19 protein-coding genes are annotated in these 25,775 nt (G+C 58.5%); 8 read left to right on the plus strand and 11 right to left on the minus strand.

Annotated elements, in window-relative coordinates; all coding sequences use genetic code 11:
* Positions 1-4 precede the first annotated feature (4 nt).
* The 5 genes from IVB18_RS29675 to rfbC form a co-directional block, all read right to left on the minus strand.
* A complete protein-coding gene (locus tag IVB18_RS29675; protein WP_247983933.1) occupies positions 5-7,279 on the minus strand; it encodes a DUF4082 domain-containing protein in 7,275 nt (2,424 codons plus the stop codon).
* 113 nt (positions 7,280-7,392) lie between these two features.
* A complete protein-coding gene (gene rfbA, locus IVB18_RS29680) occupies positions 7,393-8,280 on the minus strand; it encodes a glucose-1-phosphate thymidylyltransferase RfbA (RefSeq protein WP_247983934.1) in 888 nt (295 codons plus the stop codon).
* The gene (rfbD, locus tag IVB18_RS29685) at positions 8,189-9,178 is read right to left on the minus strand and encodes a dTDP-4-dehydrorhamnose reductase (protein ID WP_247983935.1); all 990 of its coding nucleotides are present in this window, start codon (positions 9,176-9,178) and stop codon (positions 8,189-8,191) included. The genes rfbA and rfbD overlap by 92 nt, the downstream gene beginning before the upstream one ends.
* 7 nt (positions 9,179-9,185) lie before the next feature.
* Positions 9,186-10,244: a dTDP-glucose 4,6-dehydratase gene (rfbB, locus tag IVB18_RS29690; RefSeq protein ID WP_247983936.1), complete on the minus strand. Its 1,059-nt coding sequence runs from the start codon at positions 10,242-10,244 to the stop codon at positions 9,186-9,188.
* A 14-nt stretch (positions 10,245-10,258) separates the two neighbouring features.
* Positions 10,259-10,816 (minus strand): dTDP-4-dehydrorhamnose 3,5-epimerase, encoded by a 558-nt coding sequence (gene rfbC, locus IVB18_RS29695; RefSeq protein WP_247983937.1) that lies wholly within the window; start codon positions 10,814-10,816, stop codon positions 10,259-10,261.
* Positions 10,817-11,169: 353 nt separating this feature from the next.
* Here rfbC and IVB18_RS29700 point away from each other — a divergent pair, with 353 nt between their 5' ends.
* The 3 genes from IVB18_RS29700 (at position 11,170) to IVB18_RS29710 (ending at position 17,344) form a co-directional block, all read left to right on the plus strand.
* On the plus strand, positions 11,170-13,506 hold the full coding sequence (locus IVB18_RS29700; protein ID WP_247991766.1) for an AAA family ATPase: 2,337 nt from the start codon (positions 11,170-11,172) through the stop codon (positions 13,504-13,506).
* Positions 13,507-13,554: 48 nt separating this feature from the next.
* Positions 13,555-15,525 carry a hypothetical protein gene (locus tag IVB18_RS29705; protein WP_247983938.1) on the plus strand — a complete coding sequence of 657 codons (1,971 nt, stop codon included), beginning with the start codon at positions 13,555-13,557 and terminating at the stop codon, positions 15,523-15,525.
* A 349-nt stretch (positions 15,526-15,874) separates the two neighbouring features.
* Positions 15,875-17,344: an exopolysaccharide biosynthesis polyprenyl glycosylphosphotransferase gene (locus IVB18_RS29710; RefSeq protein ID WP_247983939.1), complete on the plus strand. Its 1,470-nt coding sequence runs from the start codon at positions 15,875-15,877 to the stop codon at positions 17,342-17,344.
* A gap of 67 nt (positions 17,345-17,411) precedes the next feature.
* Here IVB18_RS29710 and IVB18_RS29715 read toward each other — a convergent pair whose 3' ends face one another.
* Positions 17,412-17,780: an H-NS histone family protein gene (locus IVB18_RS29715; protein ID WP_247983940.1), complete on the minus strand. Its 369-nt coding sequence runs from the start codon at positions 17,778-17,780 to the stop codon at positions 17,412-17,414.
* 740 nt (positions 17,781-18,520) lie between these two features.
* On the opposite strand from IVB18_RS29715, the gene IVB18_RS29720 reads away from it, so the two are divergent.
* The gene (locus tag IVB18_RS29720) at positions 18,521-18,904 is read left to right on the plus strand and encodes an H-NS histone family protein (RefSeq protein ID WP_247983941.1); all 384 of its coding nucleotides are present in this window, start codon (positions 18,521-18,523) and stop codon (positions 18,902-18,904) included.
* Between the two features lie 162 nt (positions 18,905-19,066).
* On the opposite strand, the gene IVB18_RS29725 is transcribed toward IVB18_RS29720, so the two are convergent.
* From IVB18_RS29725 to IVB18_RS29740, 4 genes are all read right to left on the minus strand, one after another.
* Positions 19,067-20,146 carry a nucleotidyltransferase family protein gene (locus IVB18_RS29725; RefSeq protein ID WP_247983942.1) on the minus strand — a complete coding sequence of 360 codons (1,080 nt, stop codon included), beginning with the start codon at positions 20,144-20,146 and terminating at the stop codon, positions 19,067-19,069.
* Positions 20,133-21,257 (minus strand): PqqD family peptide modification chaperone, encoded by a 1,125-nt coding sequence (locus IVB18_RS29730; protein WP_247983943.1) that lies wholly within the window; start codon positions 21,255-21,257, stop codon positions 20,133-20,135. The genes IVB18_RS29725 and IVB18_RS29730 overlap by 14 nt, the downstream gene beginning before the upstream one ends.
* Before the next feature lie 237 nt (positions 21,258-21,494).
* Complete coding sequence (locus IVB18_RS29735; protein ID WP_247983944.1) at positions 21,495-21,737, minus strand: hypothetical protein; 243 nt, start codon at positions 21,735-21,737, stop codon at positions 21,495-21,497.
* Between the two features lie 67 nt (positions 21,738-21,804).
* On the minus strand, positions 21,805-22,011 hold the full coding sequence (locus IVB18_RS29740) for a hypothetical protein (protein ID WP_247983945.1): 207 nt from the start codon (positions 22,009-22,011) through the stop codon (positions 21,805-21,807).
* Between the two features lie 520 nt (positions 22,012-22,531).
* On the opposite strand from IVB18_RS29740, the gene IVB18_RS29745 reads away from it, so the two are divergent.
* A complete protein-coding gene (locus tag IVB18_RS29745) occupies positions 22,532-22,747 on the plus strand; it encodes a hypothetical protein (protein WP_247983946.1) in 216 nt (71 codons plus the stop codon).
* 203 nt (positions 22,748-22,950) lie between these two features.
* On the opposite strand, the gene IVB18_RS52000 is transcribed toward IVB18_RS29745, so the two are convergent.
* Positions 22,951-23,157 carry a helix-turn-helix domain-containing protein gene (locus tag IVB18_RS52000; RefSeq protein WP_346732560.1) on the minus strand — a complete coding sequence of 69 codons (207 nt, stop codon included), beginning with the start codon at positions 23,155-23,157 and terminating at the stop codon, positions 22,951-22,953.
* A gap of 139 nt (positions 23,158-23,296) precedes the next feature.
* On the opposite strand from IVB18_RS52000, the gene IVB18_RS29755 reads away from it, so the two are divergent.
* The 3 genes from IVB18_RS29755 to IVB18_RS29765 are packed head-to-tail and all read left to right on the plus strand — an operon-like array spanning position 23,297 to position 25,742.
* The gene (locus IVB18_RS29755; protein ID WP_247983905.1) at positions 23,297-23,698 is read left to right on the plus strand and encodes a transposase; all 402 of its coding nucleotides are present in this window, start codon (positions 23,297-23,299) and stop codon (positions 23,696-23,698) included.
* Positions 23,695-24,042, plus strand: coding sequence for an IS66 family insertion sequence element accessory protein TnpB (gene tnpB, locus IVB18_RS29760; RefSeq protein ID WP_063676425.1), 348 nt, complete (start codon positions 23,695-23,697; stop codon positions 24,040-24,042). Before IVB18_RS29755 ends, tnpB begins: the two co-directional genes overlap by 4 nt.
* 47 nt (positions 24,043-24,089) lie before the next feature.
* Complete coding sequence (locus tag IVB18_RS29765) at positions 24,090-25,742, plus strand: IS66 family transposase (RefSeq protein WP_247983904.1); 1,653 nt, start codon at positions 24,090-24,092, stop codon at positions 25,740-25,742.
* Positions 25,743-25,775: the final 33 nt, after the last annotated feature.

Consider the following 25,775-nt stretch of genomic DNA (forward strand, 5'->3'; position numbering starts at 1 on the left):
TCTCCTATGCTGCTGCTAGTTGAGGTCTGAATAGTACGTCGACGGCGTAGCTCGTCGCATTGAAGCTATTTGTCGGGAACAGACTATCGGTCCCGTAAGCGTAAATGCCGTTGCCGCCGCTGGATGAAGATGACGGAGCCGTTAGCGGCCCGCTCGTGACGGAACTGGCGAAGAGGTTTGGATCGGATGAGTAACCGCCCGCACTGTGGTAGGACGCAACATACGTGGTCCCTGCAGCGATCGTCACCGGAGAGCTGAAGTTGACCTGCTGCCAGCCACTTGCCGTTTCGCTGGCGAATGTGGCCGTGGCCAGAAGCGTGCCGGTACTGCTCCACAGATCTGCAACGTGAGTCCCCGTGTTGGACGGTCCCTTGTAGAAACGCAGTCCGGTGATATCCCCTGAGGTGGACGCCTGGAATTTCATCCCGACCTCAATCCCGCTGCCATCGTTGGCCGATACAACACTCGGTGTGGGATTGGAGCTGAACAGGCTATACACGTTGGATGATGGCGCATGCACCGTCACGTTGACGGAGGCGCTTGCACTGCCACCCTGGCCGTCCGAGATGGAGTAGTTGAAAGAAGTCGGCCCGGTGAAGCCGTTCGCCGGCGTAAAGGTCACCGTATTGTCCTGGGGGTTGAAGCTGGCAGTCCCGTTGACGGCTCCGCTCACACCAGTGATCGTCAAGGCGTCGCCGTTCGGATCGGTATCGTTGGCGAGCAGTGCCGCCCCGGCGATGGTGAAAGGGATGCCTTGGGTGGCGTCGAAGCCGCTATCATTCGTAGCCAACGGTGGCTGGTTGCTGCCGCTGGATCCCTTGAAAACGACGTCGACCCAGTAGTTGCTGGCGTTATAAGAGCTGGTCGGGAACAGATTGGTTGTTCCGTAGGTGTAGACGCCATTGAAGTTCGCAGGAGCCGTGAGCGGACCGTTGGTGCGAGCGGTGGTGAAGTAGCTGGTGCTGGAGGCATAGTGGCCGTTGCTGTGAAAGCTCGCGACGTAGGGGATGCCAGCCGCGATGGACACGGGATTGCTGAACGTGACGGTCTGCCAGCCACTGCTGCCCTCGTTGGTGAACGTCGCGCTCGCCAGCAGCGTGCCGGTGCTGCTCCACAACGAGCCCGTATGAGTCCCGGGGTCATTTGCACTCTTGTAATACTTGATGCCGGTGATCGTGCCCGCCACGGAGGACGAAAGTTTCACGCCAAGATTGACTTGCGACGCATCGGAATCCGACAGGCTGGCCGGTGTGTCCGAGTTCGAGAACAGGCTCACGGTTGAGGGCGCTGTCGTCACCGTGAGATTGAACGTCTCGCTGGCTGACAGACCACCGAGATCGGTGGCCGAGGTCTTGATGCTGAGGGTGCCAGCATTGGTGGACGTTGGTGTACCGCTGAAGGTCCGTGTCGAGGCATTGAAGGTCAGCCATGCGGGAAGTGCCGTGCCGTCGGCGGCGGTCGCCGTGTAAGCGAGAGACTCCCCGGAATCAACGTCGGTGAAGGTGCCCGCAGGCAGCGTCAAGGAGAATGACGTACCGACTATCGCGGTCTGATCGCCGGTCTGGACGGCCAGCACTGGCGCGTCGTTGGCGCCATGAATTGTAACGGTGAGCGTGGTCGATGACGTGGCGCCAGCGGTGTCGCGCATCGTGTAATTGAAGACATCGGTCAGCGTGTTGGTCGACAATCGCAAGGCCTGGACAGCCGGATCCGTCTCGTTGACCGCATACGTGAAGGTGCCCGAGGCATTGAGCACGAGGCTGCCATGCGCTCCAGAGAGCGCTGAGCCGAGTGTGCCACTGGTCGAGCCGAAGCTGACGGCGGCGACCGTCTTGGTATCGCCCGAGTCGGGATCGGTATCGTTGGTCAGCAAGTTGCCGGTGGCCGCTGTGCCAGCGGTGCTGTTGTTCACGCCGCCCTTCTCGGTGGCATCACCGACGTCAGCAACCGCGGTTGGCGGCGTATTGTTGGTGGTGGAGGACCCATTGAAGACGACGTCGACCCAGTAGTTGCTGGCGTTATACGAGCTGGTTGGGAACAGATTGCCGGTTCCGTAGGTGTAGACGCCATTGCCGCTAGCCGGAGCCGTGAGCGGACCGCTGGTGCGAGCGGCGGTGAAGTAGTTGGTGGTGGAAGCATAATGGCCGTTGCTGTGAAAGCTCGCCACGTAGGTCGTTCCAGCCGCGATCGACACGGGATTGCTGAACGTGACGGTCTGCCAGCCACTGCTGCCCTCGTTGGTGAACGTCGCGCTCGCCAGCAGCGTGCCGGTGCTGCTCCACAACGAGCCCGTATGAGTCCCGGGGTCATTTGCACTCTTGTAATACTTGATGCCGGTGATCGTGCCCGCCACGGAGGACGAAAGTTTCACGCCAAGATTGACTTGCGACGCATCGGAATCCGACAGGCTGGCCGGTGTGTCCGAGTTCGAGAACAGGCTCACGGTTGAGGGCGCTGTCGTCACCGTGAGATTGAACGTCTCGCTGGCTGACAGACCACCGAGATCGGTGGCCGAGGTCTTGATGCTGAGGGTGCCAGCATTGGTGGACGTTGGTGTACCGCTGAAGGTCCGTGTCGAGGCATTGAAGGTCAGCCATGCGGGAAGTGCCGTGCCGTCGGCGGCGGTCGCCGTGTAAGCGAGAGACTCCCCGGAATCAACGTCGGTGAAGGTGCCCGCAGGCAGCGTCAAGGAGAATGACGTACCGACTATCGCGGTCTGATCGCCGGTCTGGACGGCCAGCACTGGCGCGTCGTTGGCGCCATGAATTGTAACGGTGAGCGTGGTCGATGACGTGGCGCCAGCGGTGTCGCGCATCGTGTAATTGAAGACATCGGTCAGCGTGTTGGTCGACAATCGCAAGGCCTGGACAGCCGGATCCGTCTCGTTGACCGCATACGTGAAGGTGCCCGAGGCATTGAGCACGAGGCTGCCATGCGCTCCAGAGAGCGCTGAGCCGAGTGTGCCACTGGTCGAGCCGAAGCTGACGGCGGCGACCGTCTTGGTATCGCCCGAGTCGGGATCGGTATCGTTGGTCAGCAAGTTGCCGGTGGCCGCTGTGCCAGCGGTGCTGTTGTTCACGCCGCCCTTCTCGGTGGCATCACCGACGTCAGCAACCGCGGTTGGCGGCGTATTGTTGGTGGTGGAGGACCCATTGAAGACGACGTCGACCCAGTAGTTGGAGGCTTTATAGGTGCTGGTCGGGAAAACGCTTCCGGATCCGTAGCTATAGACACCATTGCCGCCAGCCGGAGCCGTTAACTGGCCGTTGGTAAGCGATGTCGTGAAATAGTTCTGGCTACCGGAATAGTTACCGTTGGTATGATAGGACGCGACGTAGGTGGCGCCTGCCGTGATGGCCACAGGGGTGGAGAAGTTGACCTGCTGCCAGCCGCTGGCTGTCTCGTTCGTGAACGTGGCAGTCGCAAGCAGGGTACCAGTCGAGCTCCAGAGATCCGCAACATGGGGACCGGTGTTCAAAGATCCCTTGTAGAAGCGCAGGCCGGTTATTGTCCCGCTCACGGATGCGGTAAACTTGACTCCAACTTCGACGGGGCTTGTGTCGCCGGAATTGGGGGCCCCTGGCGCATCATTGGTGCCGAACAAGCTCTGCGCAGAGACCGGATAATTGACGTTGAGCGATACCTGGCCGGACCCACTTTGGCCGCTCGTGTCTGTGATCGTGTAGGCGAAACCCGCTGTCCCGGCATAGCTATTGGCAGGGGTAAAGGTCACGGTCTGGTTTTGCGCATTGTAGCTTACGCTTCCATTGACCGGATTACTGACGCCAGTAAGTGAGAAAGCCAATCCGGACGGGTTGGTGTCGTTCGCTAGCAGCGCTGATGCCGGAATGTTCAGCACACCATTTTGGGTAACCGTGAATCCACTGTCCCCGTTAGCTTGCGGCGACGTCGTGCCTGAATCAGAGAAAACGACGTCGACCCAGTAATTTGCGGCTTTCGTAGAGGAAACGTCGTCGGGGAAGATCGGGCCACTGCCATAGGCAAAGACGCCGTTGAGGCTGCTGCCAGGCGCAGTGAGCGCCCCTTTCGTAAGGCCTCCATAGTTGATGAAGTAGAAATCGGTTGAGGAATAGTGACCCGTGTTCGTGTGATAGGAAGCAACATACGTCACACCAGCGTTAACAGTGATCGGAGTGGCGAAATTAACCTGCTGCCAGCCGCTCGCCGTCTCGTTGGTGAAGGTGGCGCTCCCAAGCAGGCTGCCGTTTGTGGTCCAGAGATCACCGATATGGGTACCGGTATTCTCAGGCCCCTTGTAAAAGCGAATCCCGGTGATCTTGCCCGACACGGCGGGGACGAATTTGACACCAAGCTCAACTGAGCCGGAATCGCTATTTGAGATCGCGGCAGGCGTATCGGTAATATTGAAGAGTGTCAGGTTGGAAGACGGCGTGACGGTGTAGGTAACCCCTGCATCCGGTGTTTCCAGGTTCAGGCTGTCGTCGATTGCCCTGGTCTTGAGGTTATATGTTCCCTGAGCCCCTGTGACGAACGTGTATGACCACGTCACATTCGCCGCGCCGACGTTACTGTTGGCCGGATGCCAGCTTGTTCCGCCATTCGTGGAGATTTCGACGCCGGCAATCTTTCCACCCGCGTCAGCGGCCGTTCCCGTCACCGTGATCGATTGTCCCTCGACAACGCTGGCAGCCGAGAGATTGGTGATACCAGAGGTCGGCGCCGTACCGTCTGTCGACTGGGTCGCGGCAGTCAAGTTCGCTTGCAGCGTCGCCGGCTGAACCCCCATGTCGGCGAACAGGTTAACCATCGCCTGCTGTACGTTCGGATCTACCGGAGTCGCCGGTCCGTCGTGGTCGCTAGCAAGCGCCCATGGCCAGTTGATTGAACCGGCCGAGAATATCAGTGCACCACTAACGGGATCCCGATGCACTACGAGATTGTGGGTCGCTGTGCCATCTGCGAACGTGTTGCCATAATCAAGGAGATACTGTCCATTCACCTGCAATGTTGAAGATGAGACACTGATCAACCCCGCTGGGCGAAATCCGTTGTCCGGCGCGGTGTCCCATTCAACGCCTAACAGGCCCGGTACGAGCGAGGCGGTCTGCCCGGGTGACGTTTGCGCGACGGCCGTATTGCGCCAGAAGCGCAATTGGGTCATTGGATACGGTATCGCGATCGTATCGTACCGAAATGCGTTGACCGCGAACAATGTACCGGTCAACTCATTCGAGGGAAGAGGCGGACCGAACCGCGGGTCAGAGTAATTTCCGGTCGCCTGTCCTGTTGGATCAATCAGCGCATTTGCGTGCGTATCCTTGTAGCTAATGAGTGTGCGGCTGGCTGATCCGCTGCCATCGATGCTGGGTGCCAACCTTGTTTTCCAAAAGATCTCGTTGCCTGTTAGAAACGCAAGGTTCACGCCAGCATGCGCTGCGGCCTCTACGTTGGCGCGCTGAGCTTCGGTCCAATACTCGTCATGCCCCGCGTCCATGAAGACTTTGTGATTGAGCAACAACGAGCCGTTTGTCGCAGCATCGATTCCAGAAATGTAGGAGACATCGTACCCGTTTTGCTCGAGCCACTGAATGGCCGCAAACTCAGCCGTGAACGGGGAGTCTCCCCCCTCGGAAAAGGTTCCCTCGCCGTCACGCGTTACGAGGGGGCGATTGTAACTGACCGCGAAGGCTGATCCGTTGATGCCCGGGCCGTTCCCGAAATAAAGATTGGCCCCTCCCCAGCCGTTGTAGGCTTGCCAGTCCTCATCACTTGTCTGGAGAACGACGTCGCTGTGCGAAGCGTCGTTCCTTATGATGAACGGGATCTGGAAAATCTCAGTGCCGTTGACGACGCTGGCGATGTAGACGCCCGAGACCGCATCGGTCGGCACGCTCCAGGAGTCGGTCACGCTCCAGTTGCCGGCGTCTACGAGGCCCCTCGACGGGTCTCGCAATGGAGCGGGTTGGACGACCGCAGCTGCGGCCTGATGCTGCAGGCTCGTAACCAATCTGGCACCATCGCCGCCGTAATAGCCCAGCCGGTAAACATCGACGCGATAGTTCGGGTTGCCGGTCAGGTTGTTGATCTTGAGTTGGACCGTCCCGCCGACATTGGTGCTGATTGCTGTCGCAAACCCCTGGGTCAGATTCGAATTGTCACCCGGCTGAATCTGCCAGACGCTTTTCGGCGTGCCTGGCTTCTGGTTTTCCAGTACGATGGGATTCGTGGGTGGATCGGACAGAAGGGTGCCTCCCTGCCCATCGCTTTTGAAATTCCAATTCGAGTCCATCCCCGAGAACAGCAAGGTGACATTGGCCGCACCATTGCTGAAATCGACTACGCTGATATTCGAGCTGTTGTCGTAGTTGACAGTCGCCGACATCGACGATGTGAAGGGTAGATCCTTCAGGTCGATGAGGTTCTGCGAAGAAAGCGATGCCCCCGGGGACGAACCTGCGATCAGCCCGTGGAACTTGGCCGACTGATCGAGGACAAGCGTGCCAATTCCTGTGTCGAACGACACGGTTATGCCGGAGAACGATCCATTCAAGAACTGCCCGGAAACCGAATCTCCGATCTCCAGGATTGCCTTGTCTGAAATTTCGAAAGATCCTGTGCCGCTGACGTCGCCCTTGAAGTCCCCCGTAGCAATGCGATTCCCAAGAAGCGATCCAGCTTCGACAGTCCCATTGTTCACTACATCGCCTTCGACGATAAATGGCGACCCGGCACCGAACGAAAGCGTCGCGCCTGCATCAACGACCAGGCTCATGATATCGACATTGGCCGTGCTGGTGACGACATACGCTCCTGCCGCATCGAGGAACGCAGAGTCTATGATCCCCGGGACGCCGGCGCTCCAGTTCGTAGCGACGTTCCAGGCTCCGCCGCTGGAATTGGTCCAGTGGTTGGTGTCCGGGGTCGAAATCGATGATGATGTCGGCGGCGTCCCTTCGTTTGCCACAGATGGGAACGTCGGCACCAAGCCCTGATGGCGGCTCGTCAAAGACGTCGAAGACAGCAGAGCAGACAATCGCGACTGGGAAGATGCCGCGAAATGGCGGGACACAACGCCGCGCAGGTCTGGCGGATCGCCCGAACTGGCCCGAGACGACTGCGGGAAGAAAGTGGCGTCACTTGCTGGCGGATGAGCAAACGGCGGATCCCACCGGCCGGGCGGATCGGAGCCATCGAATGCATTCCAGAACGGCGCTTCTCGCAAAAAGGCGGGAATATCTTCCCCTGGAAAAAGGGCCCGGGCTCCCCGACCGAAGACGCTCTCCTTTTGAACCAGCATGGCTATACCGATTAAATAAATCTTCTATATATATTTTAATTCTATTTTAAACTGCCAGTCAATTCAAATGCGCGTGGATTTAACATAACTACAAAAATATCGGTTGAGGGCGTTTATTGCGAAGCGAAATGCGTTAGCCGGGTGATTTCGCTCAGATATTTGCCGTAGCCGCTCTTCTCCAATGGTTGCGCCAGCGCGATAAGTTGATCGCGATTGATAAAGCCGAGTCTGAAGGCAACCTCCTCGAGACAGGCAATCTTCATTCCCTGCCGCTTTTCGAGGGTCTGCACGAACGTCCCCGCATCGATGAGAGACTCGACCGTGCCGGTATCCAGCCAGGCAAACCCCCGCCCCATGCGCTCAACGTGCAACGCGCTGGCCGAAAGGTAGCGCATCTGAAGATCGGTAATCTCGAGCTCTCCGCGCGGCGATGGCTCGACGCGACGGGCGTAGCGGACAACGCGATTGTCGAAAAAATACAGTCCCGTAATTGCCCAGTTCGAAGCTGGCCGTCTGGGTTTCTCCTCAATCGATACTGGACGGTCCGCCTCATCAAACGCGACGACGCCATATCGTTCCGGGTCCCGCACGTGATAAGCGAAAACTGTTGCGCCTTGCTCACGTCCTGCCGCCCTCGCAAGCAGTTCGCTCAGGCCATCGCCGAAGAAGATATTGTCTCCAAGCACCATCGCCACGCGATCGCTGCCGATGAAATCGGCACCAACAATGAAGGCGTCCGCGAGACCGGCGGGACGGGTCTGTTCCGCATAGCTGAGCCGAATGCCCCATTGGCTCCCGTCCCCCAGCAACCGCTCGAACTGACACCGGTCTGACGGCGTGGTAATAATCAGAATCTCGCGGATCCCTGCCAACATCAGCGTCGACAGGGGATAATAGATCATCGGCTTGTCATAGATCGGGAGCAACTGCTTGCTGACCACGTGCGTGATCGGATAGAGGCGCGTTCCGCTGCCGCCAGCCAGCACGATTCCCTTCAGCATCGGCTTCTCCTTCTCCGACCAGCTGGTCAAGACACGCTTCGAGTGAATGGCGCCAGGACGCCAGTCGAATTCCGAACACGCGTTCGGCCTTGGATGACTCCAGGCGCGAGTTTCGAGGTCGACGCGCAGCGGTCGGAAACTCTTCAGTCGTGATCGCCTCAAGCACCGGAATCTGCGCTCCACGACGGGAAAGCTCGTCGAAGATTGCCTTCGCAAAGTCGTGCCAGCTTGTCTCGCCTTGACCGGCGAGATGAAAGATGCCGGCTGCGGCCCTGCGATCGACTGTTACTGACCGTTCTGCGATCCGAAGGACGGCCTCTGCGAGGTCGTATGCGTAGGTCGGATTTCCGTGTTGGTCCCGAACAACCCTTACGATGGGCTGAGTCTCGCATAACCGCAGCATCGTTCGAACGAAGTTGCTGCCATACGGGCTGTAAAGCCACGAGCATCTGATCACGGTTGCGAGCGGATGCGCGGCCAATACGGCAGCTTCGCCGGCAAGCTTCGACGCGCCGTAGACGTTCAACGGCGCGGGGATGTCGCTTTCGTCGTACGCATCCGGTTTCGCGCCGTCGAATACATAGTCGGTCGAGAGATGGATGAGTGGAATGTTCATTCGCCAAGCGACATTTGCCAGCGTCGCCGCGCCATCGCGGTTGATGCTGAACACCTTCGCTGCTTCAGATTCAGCGCGATCAACCGCCGTATAAGCGGCCGTATTGATGATTGCAGACGGCGCGATCGATTCGATGATCTTGTCGATCCCCTCGCGGTTCTCCAGATCGAGTTCTCGGTGCCCGAGAGCCACCGCAGGCAGACCTCGCATTGCAGCGAGATCACGAAGACACTTTGCCAACTGACCATTCCGCCCGGCAATGAGGATGGGTCGATCTGTCATTTTCACCTCAATGTTGGGCAACGAGGAGACCCAGACGCGAGCCGTCATAGACACCGCAGCGAGCATGCTGCCACCATGCACGATTGTTGAGATACCATCCGACCGTTTCGGCCAAGCCCTGTTCGAAGGTTCTGGTCGGTTCCCAGCCAAGTTCGCGATGCGCCTTCGACGCGTCGATTGCATAGCGCGCATCATGTCCCGGACGATCCGGCACGAACGTAATGAGAGATCGTCTCGCTCCCGCGCCCGGGGATAACCGATCCACCAGGTCACAAATCCGGGTGACCACCTCCAGGTTGGATCGCTGGCCATCTCCGCCGAAATTGTACTTCTCGCCCGGTCTTCCTTCGTACAGAAGTCTTATCAAGCCAGCGGCATGATCATCGACATGAAGCCAGTCGCGAATATTTCTGCCGTCGCCATAGACCGGTAGCGGCTTCCGGTCGAGCGCATTGAGGATCGTCAGCGGGATGAGCTTTTCCGGGAACTGGTACGGCCCGTAATTGTTCGAACAATTCGATACGATCACCGGCAGACCGTAGGTTCGAAACCACGCGAGTGCGAGGTGGTCCGAGGCCGCCTTGCTGGCCGAATACGGCGAACTCGGCCTGTAGGGCGTGTCCTCGCGAAACAAGTCCTCCGGCCCCAATGACCCGTAGACTTCGTCTGTCGATACGTGGATGAAGCGGAACTGCTTCCGCCGCGGAAGCGGCAGACGTTCGTAGTAGGTCCTGGCCGCCTCCAACAGCGTGTAGGTACCAACTATATTGGTGCTGACGAAGGCCTCGGGTCCTGTGATCGAACGGTCGACGTGGCTTTCGGCGGCAAGATGTACGATCGCATCCGGCTCGTAGTCGGCGAACGCGAGATCCATAGCCTCGCGATCGCAGATGTCTGACTGCAGGAACGCATAAGACCCCAGCCCCTCGATGCTCGCCAGCGAAGTCAGGTCGGCTGCGTATGTCAACTTGTCGATGTTGACCACCGCGGCACCGGTCTGCAGCACCAAACGGCGACACACAGCAGAACCGATAAAGCCCGCTCCGCCGGTCACCAGGATACGCATTCCACTCATCTCCACTATTCGAAAACGCAAGCAAGCTGGCTGAGCGCAGGAAGGGTCTGGTCCTTTGGCGATATCTGAGCCTCTGACGGTGTGACCGGCCACTTGATCGCTAATGCGGGATCAGCCCAATAGACGCCGCCGTCATGGCTCGGGGCGTAGACTTGGTCGACCTTGTACAAGACGACGGTCTTGGGCTGCAGGGTACAGAACCCATGCGCGAATCCCTTCGGAATGAACAGCTGCTCACCGCTTTCGCTATCCAACTGGATGGCGATGTGCTTGCCGAAGTTGGGCGATGAACGCCGGAGATCAACGGCAATATCGAGAATGGCCCCGTTCAACACCCGTATGAGCTTGGCCTGGGCGAAGGGCGGTCGCTGGAAATGCAAGCCGCGCACCGTGCCGACCCGATCTGAACCGGATTGATTATCCTGAACGAAATCATGGAGGATTCCCTTCTCCGCAAAAGCCGATCGCTGAAAGGTCTCACAGAAGTAGCCGCGGGCATCGGAAAACCGGACTGTTCGAATTACTTTGACATCAGGGATCGCCAAGGATCGCAGTTCCAGCATTGGGCACCCTCCTGCCGGCGCTCAATTTCCCCATCGCGGGTTCGTTGCGACGGACCATAAATATCCGACGGAATTTAATCATCCGCCCGCCGATCCGTCTCGAAACGCTGACATTATTCTCGAATGCAAATGCCGGCCAGACCGTAACCCCTAGAACATCCTCTATTTTGCCAACGCCGGGCCGAAAACGGCAAACCCATCGTCATTTTCAATTTCATTTCAATTAATATATGATTTATTTAATTTGGCAAGCAGATTTTTATATGCATATAATCCCCACCGCCCGCGCGTCCCCTTAAACGTTGGTCTGCGGGCGAGCGGCCCAACGTGACCCACCGTCGGACAGGTACGTGATGCTCCAGAACAATCTTCGACACACGGATAGCGTACGGCTGCCTGTGACCGGGCTGGCCCAACCCGTTCAGGCGGACAGCGGAGGAATCAGCGACGTCATCAATTTCGGCATCGGGCTCCTGCGACGCCAATATCTCGTGATCCTTGTCACTGCTGGGCTCGTAACTGCAGCCAGCCTGCTCTACCTCCGGTTGGCGTCTCCAACCTATACCGCGCAGGTTCAGATCCTGTTGGCTAATCCAAAGCCTCAATTCGTCCAGCAGCAGTCACTTATCGCCGACCCGACTTTCGATCTCAGTCAAACCGAAACCCAGCTTCAACTCCTTAGATCAAAGGCCACTGCGGTTGCGGTCATCGACCAGTTGAAACTGGCGGACGATCCGGACTTCAATGGGTCAGGGCTATCTCTACAGTCGCTCTGGCAGCGAATTCGGTCATGGGCCTCGCCTGAGCGGAAGAAGGATGACCCGTCCGATACGCAGACCGGACTGTCGGACGCACTCGTAGACGCATTTCTGAATCGGCTTTCGGCAGGGCGTGTCGGGTTCAGCAACGTCATTGAGATCAGCTTCAATTCGAGCACCGCAACCCGAGCCGCGGAGATCGTCAACGCGGTAGCCAATACTTATGTTGCGGACCAGCTCAATGCAAAATTCGATGCCAATCGCAGGGCAACAAGCTGGCTGCAGGACAGGCTGCGCGATCTTGGTGACCAAGCCCTTGCTGCACAACGTGCCGTCGACGTCTACAAGGCCCAGAACAATATCGTATCCTCGGACGGAAAGCCCATCGACGAACAGCAGATCACGGAACTCAACAATCGATTGGGTGCCGCACGCGCCCAGATCTCCGAGGCCACGGCCAAGTTGGCTCGCTACGAAACTCTCCTTGCCTCCGATCCGACAAAGCCGTCCTCGATGGCCAATATGGATGCTGTCGGGGCCGATGCTATGAACAGTCAGATCATTACGGGGCTGCGTCAGCAGTATCTAGAACTCACGAGGCGTGAGGCCGAGTTGTCGGCCAGGGTGGGTCGCGACCACCTGGCAGTTGTCAATATCCGGAACCGCGCGCGGGAATTCCGCGTCTCCATTTTCGACGAAGTCAAAAGACTTGCCGAAGTCAGCCGAAGCGAGTTCCAGCTCGCCAACCAGAGGCAGCAAGAAGTCGAAAAGCAGCTATCTGCGGCCGTTTCGCGGTCCCGCTCAGTCAATTCGGCTGAGCTGACTATCAAGGATTTGGAAAGCCGGGCAAAGGGCTTGCGTAGTTTGTACGAGACCTTCCTGCAGCGTTACATGGGATCCGCACAGCAGGAGACATTTTCTATCTCAGAAACGCGGTTACTTTTTCCCGCTTCGCCGCCGGCGAGCAAGAGCAAGCCGAAGACAAGGCTGGTACTGGCGCTCGGCATTCTCGGCGGTCTCGCGCTGGGCCTCGGCTTGGCGCTCCTCAGAGACCTCATGGATCGCGTCTTTCGTACCTCTTCACAAGTGGAAACTGTGTTGGAATTGCCTTGCCTATCCTTGGTACCATTGTTGCCGGCCCGCAAATCCGCGAAGCTACCAGTTCGCTCCCAGCCAACCGATGATGATGTTCAGCAACGGATAGTTCCGTCTCCAACGGCAATTCATCGGACCGTGGTCGGGATGCCGCTATCTCGATATACCGAGGCAATCCGTTCCATCAAGCTAGCCATCGACCACAATCCGGCGAAAATCTCCTCTCAGGTCATCGGCATTACCTCGGCCCTGCCGAATGAGGGGAAGACTACGATTGCAGCCTCGCTCGCGCAATTGATCGGGCACACCGGCAAGAAAGCTATCATCGTCGATTGCGACCTCAGGAATCCCTCACTTTCTGCGATCTTTGCGCCCAAGGCTGTCAACGGACTCATCGAAGTTGCAAACGGCAGCCGATCCCTGGCGGACACAATTTGGCGGGATCCCACGACCAACCTTGCATTTCTACCCGCCGTGCGGCGGGGCCCCCTGCTTCACACCAGCGAAATTCTGTGCGCCGACGCGATAAGCAAGCTGTTCGACCGTTTGCGAGCTGACTATGACTACGTCATCGTTGACCTTCCTCCCCTGACCCCGTTGGTTGATGTCCGAGCCACTTCATCTCTAATCGACTGCTACATTCTAGTCGTCGAATGGGGCCGGACCAAAATCGATGTCGTGCAGCACGCTCTACACACCGCACCCAACGTTCACGAATCGCTGATTGGGGCAGTTCTCAGCAAAACGGATACCAAGGCCATGGCTCGATACGACGGGCACCGGAGCTACTACTATCATGACAGCCACTACATCCGTTATGGTCTTTCCGGCTCTTGAGGCTGTCTCGTAGCGGCCTCCCCGTTCTCCGGCGAGCGGATCAGCGGAGTGGCCGCACCACATGATGGTGTTTACATGATTATCCGGCTTGCCATGTTGGCCGAGTTAGTGGCGATCACCGCGGCGCTCGCAATGCCGGAAAGCCTGCAAAGCTTGGGATTGGCATCGTTCACACTTGCAATAGCCGCGCTAGTTGTAGCGATCTTTCCATCATCCACCTCCCTCGGGCTCGCCAGGCTGCTCCGACCTGGTCTGGTCGTTGTACTCGCGGCTCCCGCGCTCTGGATGGCGCTACAGGCAGTGCCGATGCCCGTGGACACACTCGGCAATCCGATCTGGGCGACTGCATCGGCGGCCTTGAACGAGCCTCTCGTCGAAAAAATCACGGTCGATACCGGGGCGACTATGTTCTCGCTCGCGCAGTATTGCGCTGTGCTCACCGCCGCCCTCGTCACTGCAGTCATCACGCTTGACCGATATCGCGCGGCGCAAGTCCTGCACATTCTACTGTCGATAACCACTATTGCGACAGCCATGTGGTTCGGCAAGGAAGCAACCGTTATCGCCGGGCCCGATGGCTCAACCGTCGCAGTGCTCGGCGTCTTGCTCTCCTGCGCGACGGCAATACGCGCAGTCGATCAATTACGGCGGCACAGTCGGCCAGGAACAATTGCGCCAGCCGCGGTCCCTGCTCTGTCCGCCGCGGTCATCGCAATGATTGTCTGCTTGGCCGCGCTGCTCATTCGAACTAACTCCACCGCCGTCGTTGCCGCCCTCCTGGGATCAGGAATCTTGCTCTCGGTGTTCGCTATTCGCAGGTGGTTCTTGGGCGTGTGGGGTACCGCTGGCGTTCTCGCAACCGCCGCAATATTTTTTATTGCCAGCGTAACGGTCATTCCGTTCAGGACGAACACCGATCTGACGATCGCCTTGTCAACGAGCAGTCAGATCGCGACAGAACGGATGCTACAGGACGTCAGGCCGGCGGGATCCGGTGCCGGCGCTTCGACGGTCCTTTTGCCGCTTTATCGGGACATTGGAATCGGCGTCCCGCGAGAAAGGCCAACGGCTGCCGCCACAATTGTTATAGACATGGGCTGGGCCTTCCTTTGCGGCCTCGTAGTTATAGCAATGCTCGGCGCTTGTATTCTGATCAGGCGTTCTCTGTCACGAGCTTACAATTATGTGTACCCAGCCTTGGGCGCCGGCGCTTCGATTGCACTGCCAATACTAGCCTTTGCCGACCATGGAATTCTGGGGTTGGGCGCATCGCTTTTGGTCGCTGCGCTTTTTGGGTTGGCGTTCGGTCAAAGCGTCCCCGGTGCGAGCCGGGAGGTCATATCCTTGGAATCGACAGAGGCGTCGGACTGGATGGCCGGCCCAGTTCCGGCGTCTCGTCCAAGGCTCGCGTCAGCGTTTGTCACCATTTTGCCACGCGTTGCCCTGATGGTTTTTGGAATAGCGCTGATCATGCAAACGATATGGATGGTCCTCCCTGGGTGGTATCTCGGAGGTCAGTCTTCTTTGTCGGCAGCTTTTTCGGCCGCAGCAGCATGGCCCTCAGCGTCCCGCGGGGATCCGGCTCTCGCCGCGGACGAGCAAAAGACGGCACTTCCAGCAGCGTCGAATGCGTTTGCCCGGTCATTGCGCTCTTCGCCGCTTCGCGGCGACATTTGGCTCATTCTGGCGGCGGCGTCTAAGCAGAATTCGACCCAGACGGCAGCCATGCTCAAGATGTCGTACTATACTGCGCCGAACGATATGTTTCTGCTTCCGTTAAGGCTATCCGTCGCGCTCGCTACAGATGCTGTGGTACGGGAGCCTGAATTTCGGGATTTAATCAAGCGGGACGTCAGCCTCGTCGTTACGCATCGACCTACTATCAGACCAGCGCTTGTGGCCGCGTACCGGTCAGCCTCAGGCGAGGGAAAGATCTATCTCGAGAGCCTAATTTCGGAGTTGGATCCGACCTACCTCGATAGCATGCGCGCGCGGCATTCTCGACAGGGTTCTCGATAAAGTTCCTCTGGCCCCGTGACGGCGACTTGCGTGCAGGAAATCTCACTTCCGAGGCACAGCCCTCAGCGAATGAAATTGCGACCTCAAGACCTGAGGACGGAAACAACATCCGACTGCGTTGCGAGCTCCAGCGCCCGGAACGGGATTGCCGCCGCTGACCAGGACCCCGGGACAGGGAACGGCGCGGGTAGTTCCCAGGCTATTTAATTCAATGAACAGGCGATCGAGGAGGATCCGGAGACAACGGGATAGCGCACGCACATTTAAATGGCGTGAATCGCGATTTTCTACTTGATAGATTCAATCACTTAATAATAAATTAAATAGTAAATCTCGGGGTGTCCCGACAATGAATTTCGTGAACAGACATTTCCCCGACCGGGATGAGACGGATCGTGTCAGTCCCACGCCGGCAGTACCGCGCCAGCACAAATGGCCCCTCCGCTATGACTCGATCGAATACGTGGCGCTGTGTGCGGATATCGCGACCATTCTATTTGCGAGCCTCGTTTCTACGTTGCTGTACCAAGTTCAAAACGGGCAGGCTGCAGGCGACTTGAGTAACGCACTTGGCTTGGCGCTAGTCAGCGCAGCTTGTCTCGTTTGCCTGTTGAAGACCCGCGGCCTGTATCGGCCATTTGAGCTCCTCGTCCTCCGAAATCAGATTCGGGCGGTTTGTTTGGCGTGGACGTCATTGTTCGTCCTGATTTGGGCCGTGTCCGGCTTTGCAATTCGTCCGGGCTCTTCTCAAGAAGCAGGCCCACTCTTCGCCGCCTTCGGCCTCGGCTTGCTTATGGCCGAGCGGTGGGGAGTTAGGGCGCTTCTGGGAAGGGGCCTGAGCGGCAGAAAATTCGCCAGCACAAATATTGTTCTGATCAGCGATCAACCGCTCTCGAAAAACGCCGGGTTGTCTGAAACGTTGGCAATGCACGGTTATTGCGTCAAGGGACGGTTCAGCCTGCCTCCGATTGGATTCGGTGCGGCCTGTCGAAGGCGGCTCACCGCCCGCGTGGTCGACTACATTCGCAGTTCCCAGCTCGACCAGGTGGTGGTGGAAACTAACCCGGAGCGATGGCACGAACTTCGGGCCTTCGTTGCCGATTTACGGGTATTGCCGCTCCCGATCATGTTCGTGCCGGTCGGCACAACATCCGAATTACTTCGACATCCGACGCGGAGTCTTGGAAGTGCCGTTTGCGTAGAACTCCAGCGCGGTCCCCTTACGCCGCTCGAATGCGCGACCAAGCGAACGATTGATCTTGTCGGCGCGGGACTCGCCTTGACGATATTGGCACCGCTGCTTGCGCTGGCTGCGGTCGCGATCAAGCTGGATTCCCCAGGCCCTATATTCTTTCGCCAACAACGCTGTGGTTTTAACGGCCGGATATTCTTGATCCGCAAATTCCGGACGATGCATGTGCTCGAGGATGGTCCAGTGATCCTTCAGGCCAACCCCGTCGATCGACGCGTCACCCGCGTCGGCAAATGGCTGCGCCGGACAAGCTTCGATGAACTGCCACAGCTGCTAAATGTTCTCGACGGCAGCATGTCGCTGGTGGGTCCGCGTCCTCATGCCCTGGCTCACGACGGAGAATTTGACAAGCTCGTGCGGAACTACGCCCTTCGCCGCAGGGTTAGGCCAGGACTGACCGGATGGGCCCAAGTGCACGGCTGCCGCGGCCCAACCCCCACAGCCGTCACGATCGAAACACGTGTACAATACGATCTCTGGTACATCGACAACTGGGGCCTTCAGCTGGATCTCGTAATCCTGCTGCGAACTCCCATGGAAGTGCTGCGGGGGCGCAACGCCTATTAGGCGTACAGAATCATGGCGCTGCGCCGGCTAGTTGATCACAACCGCCCACCGTTCAATGCAGATCAGGTCACGCCCGCTGACGAAGCTTCGGACTTGCATCCCCTATACGGAACTCCTCAATCCTCCGGCCAGACTTCATGGCAGCAACCAACCACCGCGGCCGCTTGCCACGCCCCGACCAGGTCTCGGACGTCTGGGGGTTCCGATATTTCGGCAGCACCCGCGGATATTTGCGTCTGGCTTTGGCAGTCGGAGACATGCCCGACCCGCTTGAGTCCGCCAAAACAGCCATCCCGCCCCCGAGAACCGCCAGGCGCTTCTCCAGCTCGTGCTTTTCCGCCTTAATCCGGTCCGATAGAATCCCGCTGATTTCCTCATGAAGCGACCAGAGATCGTCAAGGGACATTGATTCTAATTCGAGTTTCTTAGCTGACATGTTTGCACCGTGTGGTTGCGCCCATCTAATAATGCCCCAACTGACATTAATCAAGACGGTGAACTCGACTTACCCAGAAAAATGTATGGAACCGAACTAAAGTTCGCGTTCCAGATAACTGCGTCGTAACCGCCAATCAAGCCGGAAAAATGAGCTATCCGCATAATTTAATGGCGGAGGGGGTAATACCACACGCCCTACGTGCATCCGCGGAACCGTTCAAGCGCCACTCAAGGCAAAAGGGATGCATCAAGCGGGCCACACGAGCAATCTACAACGCCACATTCTCGACGAATGTCGTTGGCGCGTGAGGCTGCTATTCCTTCTTCTGGGCAGATTTATCGCTGCGCGACCTTCGGATGGCCGCAAACGGGAGCGAATAACCTCAATGTCCCTCAGCGCACGTCGTCTGAGCTCGATTTGGGCCTTTAGGGTCTGAATGTCCGATAATGCAGCCGAGGGAACGATAAACCGGCTGATCGAATCTTGAAGCCGCCCAAGAGGATGCTCGATCAAGGTTATCCCCTCCTCTTTGCATCCGCTGCAAATTATGATCTGCCCGGACCATTTAATAAAATAATTCTCGCAATAATTATTAAATAATATATTATTTATTTATTGTCGCGTCAATTTGCAGTGACTGACTTTGGTCCATCGTTCATTCGCCGGTCGGGCAACGATACTCGAAATGTGAGGATGACAGATGGATCAGGTGTCAGTCGAACGGTGACGAGAATGCTATGCGTCGGCAAGATCTCGAAGCCATGGACTTTGAGGAACTGTGGCTCCTCCACGAGGAGCTGACAAAGATACTTGCCGAAAAGATCACGGCCGAGAAGCGGGAACTCGAAAAACGTCTTGCGCAACTCAACCAGCCGGATCAATTCGGTGGAGTTGAAAGAGGGGCCGAGACAGGAAAAGGCCTGCCGCCGCGCCGCAAATACCCGAAGGTCGTGCCGAAATACGTCAATCCACTCCAGCCGACAGAGACTTGGTCGGGACGTGGTAAGCAGCCTCGCTGGCTGGTTGCCGCGCTTCAATCGGGGCACACGCTGGAGGAGTTCAGGATTCGCGAGAACGGCGACTCGTCCGATCGGAATGCTGGTGGTCAAGGGCATTCCTAACCCTGCGCAACTGCACAGATGCAGAGTTGCCTGAAAATGCTTGGCGGAATCCGGAAGCCTGCCGACCTGGAGCACGTTCGGGAACGCAGCTGATTGAAAACCCGTTCCGTCAAGGAATCTGCTCCACACTCCCTCGAAGGCGCTCGTGTGACGTTGCTGGCTTCAGACCTTTCCCACACGAATAGCGGTGGCCGCCCTCAACAAAAACTGTAAGGTGTCCGCTCTTGGCATCGACCACAATCCAGGCCGGCGCGCGGTGGGTGGCGCGTAGCCAGTGGTCGCCTCCCTCCGATAATTTCTGAGGTCCAGGACTGTCATTGCGAGAAAAGGCACACGTGTGGCCGGAAAGCGTGCCTGCATCAATTGCCGCATGAACTGGAGGCGAGGAATCAGTCGGGAGCGCATCGAGTGTGGGATCTCGACCCCAAGCAGCGCAGCGAGAGCGAGCAGCTGGGTTTCGACTGCGTTCTTCATCAATTCGCCCGAGACATGAGAGGAAAGCTCCTTCCAGTCCAGGCCCTCGACGGAATTGTTCAGGTCGCGCAATTCGACAAGATGCCGCAGATCGAGATCGCCGAGCCAATAACCATAGTCTTGAAACTGATCATGGATGATCAACATGAGCGCTCGGTAGGTGGGCGTCGGGATGTATACGCTCCCCCGCCCCAGCAGCGCGCGGACGCAGTGGTTCAGAGCATGTCCGGGGCCACGGTAGCGGTACGCAGGGCCTGGAGCGGCGCGCTGCAGATCGATGGTTCCGACATCCCGCGACCGATTTAACTCGACATACCATCTTCGGCTTTCGGGGGGCGCCTGATCATGAATTTCATAGCCGATCGCGCCCAGAGCGGCGACCGCTCTTTCAGCTTCGTCCGGGACAACCATAATATCCAGATCACACATCAGCCGAACTCCGCGTCGCTCATCAGGCGCGGTGGCCAGCGCTGCGGCCCCCTTGAGCAACACCGGCGTCACTCCCTGGCCGTTCATCGCAACGACAGCCTCTTCCAATTGACCGGCCAACCGATCGTTGCGCAGCACGTTTCGGCGATAGATCTGGCGGATATACGTGCAGACGTCCTCCGGCAACACCGATGCAAATTGATCGACGAAGTCAATAAGCGCCGGCGTCGTCAACGTCTGGTTTGCAAGCCCGATTACGGACGTCCACTCCACATCGACCGGCGGCAAGCCCCGCAAGCAATTGCACAGGCTCGTCAGTGCCGCACTATGCTTTGCCATTGCATAAATCCATCAGCAGCCCCCGAGCCTCCGCCGACTCGCAATAGGTAAGTTGAAACGATCGCGCGCCCGCAACAATCCGCCTCAAAGCGAAAAAGCCGGCCTGCGACATTCTCCCATCGACGGCAAATGCGCTCTCAATGAGTCGCTTCATTGAATCAAGCTGATCCAGCGCGGTCAGCTCGACGGAGCCGCTTGCAACCCGGTTCAAAAAGATGATCCAGCTGGCGGAAAGACATCCGTTGTGCGCGTCCGGAATTGGCAAATACCGCACCTGAGCGCCATCGGACCGGCAATGCGTCACGTCCTTCCAGTCGCCATATAGTCGCGAGAGCAATCCCCACGAGCCCGCCTTGAGAGTGAGAGCAAACGGAATTCCGGAGATCATTCCATCAGCCCCGATCAGCGCGACATCATCGCCAGCATACTGAAATCCCGCATCCATCAGCTCCAGCGTCAGGGTTGACTTTCCGGCTCCCGGTTCACCGCACAGCAGCAAGCCCATATCGCCCTTCGTGAGAGAGGCGGCATGCAGGGCGAAGGCGCAGTGATCGCTCCGGATAATTCGGTCGGTGAGATAGGCTTTGATCGTAGGTGCCAGGGCGTCGACCCCGCATCTCTGGACGCGCGCGTCATCTCCGCGAAAGTACACCTGATTTCCGAACGCCATCACCTCGATGACGATGTCGTCGTCTGCTCCGTGGTCCTGGGCACAAAACAGGCACGCCAACTCTTTCAACAAGTCCCGATTGGCACCCCGGATGCTGATCCTGCGTCGACCTAAAGTCGCCGATAAGGCACAATGGGTCGACATTCGCCAGACCAGATTGAGCAGCCCTCGGTCAAGCCAGGCGTTCATAGCTTGGTGCGTGAATTGGCGCGCTGTGCGCTCGTCAATACCTAGCTTTCCAAGCTCCTGACAAATGCCATCCAAGGAAGCATCTTCCACCAACCTGCACCAAATGAACGCCCCCACTTGGTCCAGTTCGTAGATCGTCTGCTTTGTCTCGCTGAAAAGAACCGATCGGCCGTCCAGCAGAGCAAAGAGTGCATCTGCGGCCGGCCTCAAAATATTCTCGGGCGATGATTTACCCAGCACGGCTTCAGCCAATATTGACAAAGATCTATCTCGTCACTGTTCGATCGGGCTCTGGCCGGCGACAGCACGTCCGTCTCCCTGTGCTCGTCACCAAACAAACTCGCGCGGCCGATGAACTCAACGGCAGCTCCCCCAGAGATGCTGGCGCCGCAACTCGTTTGATCTGCCTGCGGCCTCAATGCGCTCATCCTGGTGCGGTAGGGGCGCATCCTCAGGCTGCAATTGATTTCGATGCGATTATCCGGTCCCTCACGCCGCCAGCTGATCGCCCTCGCGCGTTTCAGATGGAGCAATATTCAATATTTGGTCTTCGACAAAGCTCCTCCGCGCCAGCAGGCGGTGAGCGTTGAGCAGATATCGGTGGGCCTCCCGATCAGCACTCCGCTCTCGCAGAATGCGCTCCCGCTCGCCTATGCTTAACAATTTCAGGCGAACTTGGGCCAACTGACGCGCAGTCGAGGTGGATGCGTTCTTATGAACCAACTCCCACATCGTTTCCTCCAGTCGGACGGAATTTGTTACTTTAGCTTACGCCATTGGCGAAAATTAACAACAGGCTTTATAATTTAAAATTTCTTTCACAAATTGTTTCACGATAAAACAGAGCCAGATTAAATAGCGGACATGCTTGGCGCGGCGCCGCTGAGACCAGATTCTTCTGCGAAGGATTGAGCAAAGGAGTTTTGAGCACATCGACCAGGGCGCATGGTTCTGCCGGCACAGGCAAGCCTCGTCCTGGTTCAACGACCGCAATGGCGCGCTTCATCCCGTTCCTACGAAGGATCGGCGAACCCGACGATTGCGAACGCGAATGATCTCAGGCTGGTGTTGAGGCTCATATAAAATCTGATGGTCGCGCAAGAACGACACATCACCCAACCCGGTCGTAGAATATTTTACGGTTTATCAAGAGTGGAGTGAAGCCAGTGAGAGCGTTGGCCGATTGGTCCATCGAAGAAATCCTGATCTTTTCCGCAGCGAGTGGCTCAGTCCGCTCCGAGGCCGCATGCACTCAGATTGGTCAATTGTTAGAGCCGCCCCAGCAGCTTTTGATAGCGCCAGGCTAATCAGCATCCGCGGCTACCCAGCCACCAAGGACCCGCCCGGGATTCGCTGAAGCAGCGATCCGGCCGGTTGGACAAGCGAGATCGCGAGCAAGCCGCCCCTAGCTCGGACAAACTGTTGCAGTGCGCGATGCCCCCCAAGTAACCCGCACTGTCAGAAACGCGCAGTCCAATCGGCCGGTCTTTTTTGAACCGACAACAAGCAATTTGAGGGAGGCTCACATGGGTATGATTATGGTCAAATGCCCGCAAACCGGACACGCGATCCCCACCGGGATCGAATCCGACGGGGAGACTTTTCTGCGGAGCGTCGTGTTTTACGCGAATACCCGTTGTCCGGTCTGTCGTGCCAACCACAACTGGTTTGCGCGCGAAGCCTGGGTCGAGGAGCCGGTCACCCGGCCGGTGGAGCTCTTCGGCACAGCTCCGCTGTGCTGACGCGCGGCATATTTCGGCCGGAGGCGCGGAGCCAAAGCCCAAAAGCAAGTGACGCCACGCAAATGCTGGCCGGACGAGGGCTTAGGGCGCGCCGCGCTTGCTGAGTTGGCCTGGAGCAATATTGCCGGGTGCGTGCGCCGGTTCAATCGCAATCCTGGCTTCGGATAGTTCCCGGCTGTACATACGATCAATCCGCGCCTGCATCATGTCATGGCATTCACATGCAAGATGGCGAGCCGCGCGCGGTCGATCTCAATCAGACCGCGTCGGTCCGACTTGATTGCGCCCGCAGTACGCAGCCGGGCTATTGCCAGCGTAACCGTGGTCCGACGAACACCGAGCAACTGAGCAAGTGCTTCCTGCGTTAACGGAAGCAGGCCATTGGGAATGATATGGTGTAGCTGCAGCAACCAGCGCGCCATCCGGCGGGATGGAGCGCGTTGCAAGCCGCGACGTGCTGAAGCTGCAGCAGCAGCGCACGCGAATGAACCGTACTCGTCCGAGGACGGCCGTCTTGCGAGTTCATCCGGTCTGTAGCTGACTGTCGGTATGGATATCCTTACTGATAGTCGCCAAGTGAGTCGCCTTGAAATTGTGGAGACTGGTCGGCGTCGGCGCTGGTCGGCTGCGGAGAAGCTGCGGATTGTCGAGGAAAGTTGTTCGGGTCCGCGGCTGGTGTCGGCGACAGCACGGCATCATGGGCTTTCGAAACAGCTTCTGTTTTCGTGGCGCAAGGCCTATCGCGAAGGACAGCTTGGCGGCTGTCAGGTCGGTGGATTTGTGCCGGCCCGGATTGTGTCGGAGGTCCAGTCGACGACGGAGCGTGCGGCACCGGCGGCGACTGGCACTCTGGAAGTCGTGACCGCGAATGGCCGACGCGTGATCGTGGATCGCAACGTCGATGTCGCGGTTTTGCTACGGATCATGCGAGGGCTGGAGACACTACCGTGATCCCGATCCCGACGGGCGTGCGAGTGTGGCTGGCGACGGGCCATACCGACATGCGGTGCGGCTTTCCGAGCCTGGCTCTGCGCGTGCAGGAAGTGCTCAAGCGCGACGCCATGGGCGGCGGTCTTTTCTGCTTCAGGGGCAAACGCGGCGATCTTTTGAAGGTCATTTGGCACGATGGCCAGGGAGCATGCCTGTTTACCAAAAGACTCGAGAGAGGAAGGTTTATCTGGCCATCGGTTGCCGGTGAATCGGTAACGATCTCTCCGGCGCAGTTGAGCTATCTGTTGTCCGGGATCGATTGGCGCAACCCTCAAGAAACCCAGCGTCCGACGCGGGTCGGATAGCCGCTTTTACGGTTTGAATCTGCTGCTTGATCTGATTCAATGGCTTCATGATATCGAAGCCAGACGATCTTCCATCGGACCTTGTGAGTGCCCTGGCGGCGCTGCGGGCCGAGCGTGAGGCGCGGCTGCGAGCCGAGGCGGTGGCTGCCAGTGCGCGGGCGGAGCTGTCGGACAACGAGGCGCTGATCGCGCATCTCGAGCTGCGGATCGAGAAGCTCAAACGCGAACTGTACGGGCAGCGCTCCGAGCGCACGGCACGGCTGCTCGAGCAGCTGGAGTTGGAGCTCGAAGAACTCGTCACCACGGCGAGCGAGGATGAGCTTGCCGCGCAGGCCGCAGCGGCGAAGACGCAGAACGTCCGCCCCTTCATGCGCAAGCGGCCGGTGCGCAAGCCATGGCCGGATGACATCGAACGCGAGCGCGTCGTCATTGAGGCTCCAACGACCTGCGCCTGCTGCGGTGGATCGCGGCTGGCGAAGATCGGTGAGGATGTGACCAAGACGCTGGAGGAGATCCCGCGCCGCTTCAAGCTGATCGAGACGGTACGCGAGAAGTTCACCTGCCGCGATTGCGAGAAGATCAGCCAGCCGCCCGCGCCGTTCCATGCCACGCCGCGCGGCTTCATCGGCCCACAATTGCTGGCGACGATCGTGTTCGACAAGTTCGGCATGCATATCCCGCTCAACCGCCAGAGTGCGCGCTTCAAGTGCGAGGGGATCGACCTGCCGTTGTCGACGCTGGCCGACCAGGTCGGCCACGTGACCTTCGCCGTCATGCCGCTCTTCCACTTGATCGAACGCCATGTGCTCGCGGCCGAGCGCCTTCATGGCGATGACACCACCATCCGTGTCCTGGCGAAGGGCAAGTGCACGACCGGGCGGATCTGGACTTATGTGCGGGATGACCGGCCCTTCGCCGGGCCTGCGCCGCCGGCGGCGGTCTATTACGCCTCGAGCGACCGACGAGGCGAGCATCCCCAGAAGCATCTGGCCGCCTTCGCCGGTATCCTGCAAGCCGATTGCTACAACGGCTTCGAGCCGCTGTTCGACCCGCGGAAGAAGGTGCTGCCGATTACGCCGGCGTTTTGCTTTGCCCATGCGCGGCGGGGCTTCTTCGAGCTGGCTGACATCGAGAAAAATGCTCGGGAAGGTAAGAAGGGCAAACCGGTCTCTCCGATCGCGCTGGAGGCGGTCAGACGCCTCGATGCGTTGTTCGAGATCGAGCGCGCCATCAACGGCCGCGGCGCCGACGAGCGGCGCGCCGTGCGCCAGGAAAAGAGCAAGCCGCTTCTCGAGGACATGCACGTCTGGTTGCTGCGTGAGCGCGAAAACCTCTCGCGCTCTTCCGAGGTCCTGAAACCGATCAACTACATGCTCAGGCGCTGGGACGACTTCGCCCGCTTCCTCGACGATGGCAGGATCTGCTTGACCAACAATTGTGCTGAGCGCGCATTGAGAGGCATCGCATTGGGAAGGCGCAACTGGACCTTCGCCGGCAGCCAGCGTGGCGCCGACCGTGCCGCCATCATGCTGACGATGATCACGACCTGTCGCCTCAACGACGTCGATCCCAAGGCCTGGCTCGCCGACGTCCTCGCCCGTATCGCCGATCTTCCCGCTTCGCACCTGCACGAACTGCTGCCCTGGGAATGGAAGCTCCTGCGCCAAGCCGACAAGCCCGCCGATCAGCAGGCTGCCTGACCTTCTCGCAACGCCATCATAGAGCTCGCCGTG

Origin of the sequence: Bradyrhizobium sp. 186 (assembly GCF_023101685.1) — a bacterium.
Lineage (GTDB): Bacteria > Pseudomonadota > Alphaproteobacteria > Rhizobiales > Xanthobacteraceae > Bradyrhizobium.

Excerpts from the sequence above, each read along its gene's own strand:
- IVB18_RS29715 (WP_247983940.1), bottom strand. The coding sequence starts at position 17,780 with ATGTCAGCTAAGAAACTCGAATTAGAATCAATGTCCCTTGACGATCTC.
- rfbD (WP_247983935.1), bottom strand. The coding sequence starts at position 9,178 with ATGACAGATCGACCCATCCTCATTGCCGGGCGGAATGGTCAGTTGGCA.
- rfbC (WP_247983937.1), bottom strand. The coding sequence starts at position 10,816 with ATGCTGGAACTGCGATCCTTGGCGATCCCTGATGTCAAAGTAATTCGA.
- IVB18_RS29765 (WP_247983904.1), top strand. The coding sequence starts at position 24,090 with ATGATATCGAAGCCAGACGATCTTCCATCGGACCTTGTGAGTGCCCTG.
- IVB18_RS29725 (WP_247983942.1), bottom strand. The coding sequence starts at position 20,146 with ATGGCAAAGCATAGTGCGGCACTGACGAGCCTGTGCAATTGCTTGCGG.
- IVB18_RS29675 (WP_247983933.1), bottom strand. The coding sequence starts at position 7,279 with ATGCTGGTTCAAAAGGAGAGCGTCTTCGGTCGGGGAGCCCGGGCCCTT.
- IVB18_RS29735 (WP_247983944.1), bottom strand. The coding sequence starts at position 21,737 with ATGTGGGAGTTGGTTCATAAGAACGCATCCACCTCGACTGCGCGTCAG.
- rfbA (WP_247983934.1), bottom strand. The coding sequence starts at position 8,280 with ATGCTGAAGGGAATCGTGCTGGCTGGCGGCAGCGGAACGCGCCTCTAT.
- IVB18_RS29740 (WP_247983945.1), bottom strand. The coding sequence starts at position 22,011 with ATGAAGCGCGCCATTGCGGTCGTTGAACCAGGACGAGGCTTGCCTGTG.
- rfbB (WP_247983936.1), bottom strand. The coding sequence starts at position 10,244 with ATGCGTATCCTGGTGACCGGCGGAGCGGGCTTTATCGGTTCTGCTGTG.
- IVB18_RS29700 (WP_247991766.1), top strand. The coding sequence starts at position 11,170 with ATGCTCCAGAACAATCTTCGACACACGGATAGCGTACGGCTGCCTGTG.
- IVB18_RS29755 (WP_247983905.1), top strand. The coding sequence starts at position 23,297 with ATGGATATCCTTACTGATAGTCGCCAAGTGAGTCGCCTTGAAATTGTG.
- IVB18_RS29710 (WP_247983939.1), top strand. The coding sequence starts at position 15,875 with ATGAATTTCGTGAACAGACATTTCCCCGACCGGGATGAGACGGATCGT.
- IVB18_RS29745 (WP_247983946.1), top strand. The coding sequence starts at position 22,532 with ATGGGTATGATTATGGTCAAATGCCCGCAAACCGGACACGCGATCCCC.
- IVB18_RS29720 (WP_247983941.1), top strand. The coding sequence starts at position 18,521 with ATGCGTCGGCAAGATCTCGAAGCCATGGACTTTGAGGAACTGTGGCTC.